The 5,999-nt window shown below is 71.9% G+C and carries 6 protein-coding genes; 1 reads left to right on the plus strand and 5 read right to left on the minus strand.

Annotated features, from left to right (window positions below; translation table 11 throughout):
* The 5 genes from AC0CYZ_RS30325 to mdo all read right to left on the minus strand — a co-directional run.
* On the minus strand, positions 1–209 hold a 209-nt coding region (locus tag AC0CYZ_RS30325; RefSeq protein WP_472221828.1), incomplete at its 3' end, for a hypothetical protein.
* Between the two features lie 151 nt (positions 210–360).
* The gene (gene mftM / locus AC0CYZ_RS30330) at positions 361–1,311 is read right to left on the minus strand and encodes a mycofactocin oligosaccharide methyltransferase MftM (protein ID WP_472221829.1); all 951 of its coding nucleotides are present in this window, start codon (positions 1,309–1,311) and stop codon (positions 361–363) included.
* Positions 1,312–1,331: 20 nt separating this feature from the next.
* A complete protein-coding gene (locus AC0CYZ_RS30335; protein WP_472221830.1) occupies positions 1,332–2,882 on the minus strand; it encodes a VWA domain-containing protein in 1,551 nt (516 codons plus the stop codon).
* A gap of 45 nt (positions 2,883–2,927) precedes the next feature.
* Positions 2,928–4,214, minus strand: coding sequence for an AAA family ATPase (locus AC0CYZ_RS30340; RefSeq protein WP_472221831.1), 1,287 nt, complete (start codon positions 4,212–4,214; stop codon positions 2,928–2,930).
* A gap of 96 nt (positions 4,215–4,310) precedes the next feature.
* Positions 4,311–5,603 carry an NDMA-dependent methanol dehydrogenase gene (gene mdo / locus AC0CYZ_RS30345; RefSeq protein WP_472221832.1) on the minus strand — a complete coding sequence of 431 codons (1,293 nt, stop codon included), beginning with the start codon at positions 5,601–5,603 and terminating at the stop codon, positions 4,311–4,313.
* Positions 5,604–5,855: 252 nt separating this feature from the next.
* Here mdo and AC0CYZ_RS30350 point away from each other — a divergent pair.
* Positions 5,856–5,999 (plus strand): SDR family NAD(P)-dependent oxidoreductase (locus tag AC0CYZ_RS30350; RefSeq protein WP_472221833.1); only part of this gene is annotated, 144 nt, incomplete at its 3' end.

The following is a 5,999-nucleotide window of genomic DNA, read 5'->3' on the forward strand; positions in this document are numbered from 1 at the left end:
GTCGGGGTCAGGCCGAGGGCGAGGCCCACGCCGCCGATGCTCAGGGCCCCGAAGGCCGCGACGGCGGCGGGGACCGCGGTCGCGCGGCGACGGCGGCCGCGGGCGGCCCGGGGAGCGGCTTCGTCCAGCAGCGCGGCCATCTCGTCCGCCCGCCGGCGCATCTCGGCCGGGCGCCGCCGGCCGGGACCACTCCGTCTGCCTCGGCTCACGCGAGGTCCTTCCGCCGTCGTTTCGTCACGCACGGTCCAGGTGACGACTACTGCCGGTCGCCGCGTCAGGGTGCCAGACGCCGAGGGGCGGGGTCACCGGGGTCGGTTCTCGAGGGCCCGGACGAGTGACGCACCGGGAGCGGGGCGCGCGTCAGCCGAGGTCGGCCACCAACCAGCCGCCGTGGTCGGCCTCGACGCGGAACCGCGCGCCCGTGCCGTCGCCCAACGCGGTCAGGACGTCGGGGGAGAAGCGGCAGAGGTGGCCGTACACGGGGTCCGGCTCGTCCTCGTAGGGCACCGCGACCACGACCCGCCGCCGCGCGACCCGGCACATCTCGGCGACGACGGTCACCGAGTCCTCCGCGGGCAGGTGCTCGAGCAGGTGGACCGCGGTGACCGTGTCGACGGCGTCGTCGCGGAGCGGCACCGCCCGCGCGTCACAGGCCGCGGTGCGCAGCCGGGACGCCGCCTCGGGCACGACGCCGCTCCGGGCGACGGCCGAGAGCAGCCGCATCGTGCCCGGGGTGTGGTCGGTGGCGACGACGTCGAGGCCCCGCTCGGCCATGAGCAGCGGGAGGAAGCCGAAGCAGGCGCCGAGGTCGGCGACCGTCGTCCCGACGACCTCGTCGAGGGCCCGCGCGTGCACCGGCGCGAAGCCGGCCAGCGAGGCCTCCGGAGGGCACACCGCGGCCGGCTCGGCCGCCCGTTCGGGGTGGCGCAGCACGGCGAGGGAGTTCGCGTAGAAGGTCGACCACGCCGTCAGCGGGTCGCCGACGGTCGAGCGCACGATCCCGGTGACGACCCGCTCGAAGATCGGTGCGGACGCCACCACCGCGCCGAGCTCGCCGGCGACGACCGTCGACACGTCGTCGTCGAGCTCGTCGGGCCGGAACCGGTGCAGGACCAGCAGCCGCCCGCCCGGCCGGTGCACCTCGAAGTGCTCGGTGACGAGCTCGGGCGCGCGACCCGAGACCAGCCGCACGGGCACGGCCGCCCGGTCGACGTGGCACACGACGACCGGCCCGTTCTCCCAGCGCCCGGGGTGCGCGGGGGCGAGCGGGTCGATGCGGGCGCTGCCGGCCGCGGGCGGGGTGAGGGTCACGGCTGGATCTCCACCGCGCGTCAGCGACCGATCATCTCGGCGACCATGTCGTGGCTGACCTCGGAGAGTCCGGTGAGGTCGCGCACCACCCGGATGCGGTCGCAGAACTCGGCGTACTGCGGCAGGTCGCAGGCCCCCAGCCCCCAGGAGTAGCGCGGCTCCGGCGTCAGCCAGATCGTCTCGCGGGCACGGCGGCTGATCTCGGCGAACGCCTCGATGTTCGGGTCGTTGCCGTTGCCCCGGCCGTCCCCGAGGACGATCACCGTCGAGCGCCGGTTCACGGCCGAGGCGTGGTCCTCGAGGAACGTGCCGAACGCCTCGCCGTAGTTGGAGTTCGCGTCGACGTCGATCATGTCGCCGCCGAAGATCAGCCCGAGGGCGTCCTCGACGGTGTGGTCGGCGAACAGGTCGGTGACCTCGACGAGCTCGGAGACGAACGCGAACGAGCGCACCTGCCCGAACATGTCCTGCAGCCCGTGCACCAGGTGCAGGGTGAAGCGGGCCGTCGCCCGGACCGACAGCGACACGTCGGCGAGGATGACCAGGCGTGGCTTGTCCTCGGTCCGGCTGACCGTCACCGGGGTGAACGGGATGCCGTCGAAGCGCATGTTCCGCCGCATCGTCCGGCCGGCGTCGATCCGCCCGCGGGGGGACTGGCGGCGCCGGTGGGTCAGGGCGCCGTGCAGGGTCTTCGCCAGCCGGCGCAGCGAGTCCTCGAGCTGCTGGCGCTCGTGCTCCTCGGCGCGGTCGACCTCGGCCCTGCGGGCGTCCTCGTCGGCGTGGCCGCCGTCGATCACCCGCTGCTCGATCTCCATCAACCGCTCGAGGTGCGCCTTGATGGCCTCGGGGAGGTTCTCCAGCATCCCGGCGAGGCGGCGCCGCAGGGCCATGGCGTCGGTCTCGTCGCCGTCGTTCGCCCCGTCCGCCTCGCTCTCCACACCCTGCAGCCAGCCCAGGAGGGCCTCCTGCTGGGCGACGTTGAGGTCGGCGTCGACCTTCGTGCCCGACGCCGTGGCGATGTCGCCGGGGAGGCCGCCCCCGTGCAGGTGGTCGGTCTCGATCTGGACCTTCTCGCCGGTGTTGGTCTGGTCGGTGGCCCCGTCCTTGGAGAACACGATCTCGTCGGTCATCGCCGCGAGGTCGATCTTGTTGGCCTCCTGGTGCAGGTTGTACTGCTGCGCCATGTCCTCGGGGTCGAAGAACTCCTTGATGTCGACCGGCTTGCCGTGGTCGTGGCCCTGCTCGGGGGTCTCCGAGGGCTCCTCGGAGATCGTGAAGTTCTCCAGGGAGCCGTCGTCGGAGAGGTCCTCGTGGCCGTGCCCGTGGCCGTGCCCGGTGTCCTCCGTGCCGATCCTCACCAGCGCGAAGAACGCGTCGAAGATCTCCTCGAACGTCGCCTGGTCCCGGACGTCCTTGACCAGCGCGACTTGCAGCGCGGCCTTGAGCGTGAGGCGGTCGGCGAGCACTCCCGGCTCCCGGGCGCAGCGCATCGCGTCGAGGACCTCCGAGGTGGAGATCCGCACCTGGCGGATGCGCAGGAGCCGCACGAAGCGGTGGATCGTGGCCTCCATCGCGAGGCCTCCTCTCGGGATCGGCGGCTCGGGGAGCGGCGCGGGCTACAGGGCGCGGCGCTTGCCGAGCCCACCGCCGAACGAGCGGCTGCCCTGCGACGGGCTCACCGGCCGCGGCTTGACCCCGAGCTCCTCCGCACGACGGGCGGCCTCCTGCGCGTCCCGGCCGGGCGCGCCGTAGGTGCCGGCGTGCCGCCCCTCCCGGTCCTTCGCCGCCCGGACCGCCCGGCCGTCGGGGCCGTCGTCCTCGTCGTCGTCCACCGGACCCGGCGTCGCCGGCGCGGGGCCGGACGAGCGACCGTTGGTCGGGGCGTCGTGCGCGTGGTCCCCGTCGTGCCCGTGGCCGTGCCCGTGGCCATGGCCGTGGGCGTCGTCGATCGTCGCGTTGGGGTCGACGAGGCCGGGGAGCGCGTTGAGCGCCTTCGTCACGTCCTTGTCGTACTTCACGACGACGCTGACGGTGTCGGCGAGGATCTGCGAGTTCAGGTCGTCGATGCCCAGCACGGCGAGCGTGCGGGCCCAGTCGATGGTCTCCGAGATCGACGGCGCCTTGCGGAGCTCGAGCTCGCGCAGCCCGCGCACCACCTCGACGAGCTCGCGGGCCGCCGCCTCCGGCAGCCCCGTGTCCTTGGACCGGACGATCTCCAGCTCGCGCTCGGCGGTGGGGTAGTCGAGGAACAGGTGCAGGCAGCGCCGCTTGAGGGCGGCCGCGAGGTCGCGGGTGTTGTTGCTGGTCAGGATGACGTAGGGCTTGTTGTCCGCCACGAACGTCCCGACCTCGGGCACCGAGATCTGGAACTCGCCGAGCGTCTCGAGCAGCACCGCCTCCAGTGCCTCGTCGGCGCGGTCGACCTCGTCGATCAGCAGCACGACCGGCTCCTCGGAGCGGATGGCCTGGAGCAGCGGTCGCGCGGCGAGGAAGCGCTCGGAGAAGAAGACGGAGTCCTGGGCGCCGATGCGCTCGACGGCGGTGGGGATGTCGGGGGCGTCCTCGACGACCTGCCCGATCTTCTCCCGCAGGATCTGGGTGTAGAGCAGCTGCTTGCCGTAGTCCCACTCGTAGAGGGCCTTGGTCTCGTCCTGGCCCTCGTAGCACTGCAGCCGCAGGAACCGCCGGCCGGTCGCGGCGGCGAGCATCTTCGCGAGCTCGGTCTTGCCGACCCCGGCCGGGCCCTCCAGCAGGAGCGGCTTCTCGAGGCGGGTCAGCAGGAAGACGGTCGTGGCCAGCCGCCGATCGGCGATGTAGCCCTGGGCCGAGAGCGCCTCGACGACGTCGTCCACGGACTCGAACGGGCTGCTCGGGGCCGTGTCGGGCTCGGAGGTGCTGGTCACTCGAGGATCCTTCCTGCTGGCGGTGCGGGGAACGCACCGGTGCCCGGCGACCCCCCTGCGGGGGACGCCGGGCACCGGTCGGGTGGGCGTCGCGCTCTAGCTGAGCAGGTCGTCCAGGTCGCCGTTGAGGCAGTGGTCGACCACGGGGCGCACCGTGGTGAAGGTGCACTCCTTCGGGTTGCCCGGGGTGCAGGCGTCACCGAGGACGTGGTTGGTGATGCGGTCCACGTCGGCGTCGTTGCCCGTGATGGTCTTCTCGTTCTCGTAGAACTTCGTCGGGCCCTGGCCCAGGCGGTTCTTGGAGTACGAGTCCTGGGTGACGTCGGTGAACTTCTCCGGGATGCCCACGTCGCGCAGCAGCCGGATGGAGGCGGCGAGCGCGGCCTCCGCGGCCTGCACGTCGGTCATGTGCGTGGTGTCCACGCCCATGGCGCCCGCGATCTTGGCGAACTGCTTGTAGGCGACCGGCATGTTGAACGCCCACACGCGAGGGAGCGCGACGGCGTTGTTCAGGCCGTGGTGGGTGTCGTAGAAGGCCGACACCGCGTGCGAGATCGAGTGGATGATCCCGAGGCCACCGGAGTTGAACGCCTGGGCGGCGATGTACTGCGCGTACATCATGCCCTGGCGGCCGGGGAGGTCCTGGCCGTTCCAGACCGCCTCGCGCAGGTTCGCCGCGGTCAGCTCGATGGCGTGCAGTGCGTTGCCGAGGCTCGGCTCGAACTTCAGCCGGCTGACGTAGGGCTCCGAGGCGTGCGCGAGGACGTCGAACCCGCACTGGGCGGTGAAGTCGATCGGGCAGTCGTAGTAGAGCACCGGGTCGTCGATCGCGAGGCTCGTGACCGAGTTGTCGTCGAACGCGACGTACTTGTGCGGGTTGTTCGGGTCGGTCGTCGTGTCCGTGATGACGTAGGCCCACGACGTCTCCGAGCCGGTGCCCGCCGTCGTGGAGACCGCGATGTGCGGGGGGTTCTTCGGGTTCTCGGACTGGTTGAAGCCCTCGAACTCGTTGACGTTGCGGCCGTCGTGCGAGACCGAGATGCGGGCGCCCTTGCAGGCGTCGTGCGAGGAGCCGCCACCGATCGAGACGAAGCTGTCACAGGTGTTCTCCTGGTACATCTTCACCGCGTCCATGACGTTGTAGTCCTTGGGGTTGGACTCCACCTGGTCGTAGATGACCGTGTCCACCCCGTGGTACTTCATCGACTCGCTGATCTTGTGCACGATGTCGGTGCCGCGCAGGCCCGACGTCATGATCAGGGTCTTCTTGAAGCCCAGCTTGAGGGCCTCGGGCCCGATCATCTCGTGCGAGCCGGGCCCGAGCAGTGCCCGCGGGAACGGGTGGAACTCCTTGATCGGGAACGGCTTGAGCAGCTCGTCGACCTGCATCTCGATCCTCTCGTCGTCGGGCGGACCCGCAGTGAGCGCCGGGTCGGTCGTCCGGCGCGGACGCTAGGGGTGCTCCGCGTCACCCGCGAGGGCCCGCACGTGATCCCGACCACGGAGCGGGGAGATCACCCCGACGTTCGGAGGGTTTCCGGTGCTGCCCTTCGTGCCGAATCGGCAGGTCTGTCGCTGTTGCCAATCGCGTGCGACAACGGCGTCCGGGTTCACCGGTCGACCCCAGGGAACTCGGCGAACGTGCAGGCAGCGGATCTCACCGGGCGCACCGCCGTCGTCACCGGGGCGAGCCGCGGGCTGGGACGCGAGATCGCGGGACGCCTGGCCGGTGCCGGGGCGCGGGTGGTGGCCCTCGCCCGGGATCCCGAGCGGCTCGCCGCGGCC

This window comes from Actinomycetospora sp., assembly GCF_055612215.1.

Coding starts and splice junctions, on each gene's coding strand:
- mdo (WP_472221832.1), bottom strand. CDS start 5,603: ATGCAGGTCGACGAGCTGCTCAAGCCGTTCCCGATCAAGGAGTTCCAC.
- AC0CYZ_RS30335 (WP_472221830.1), bottom strand. CDS start 2,882: ATGGAGGCCACGATCCACCGCTTCGTGCGGCTCCTGCGCATCCGCCAG.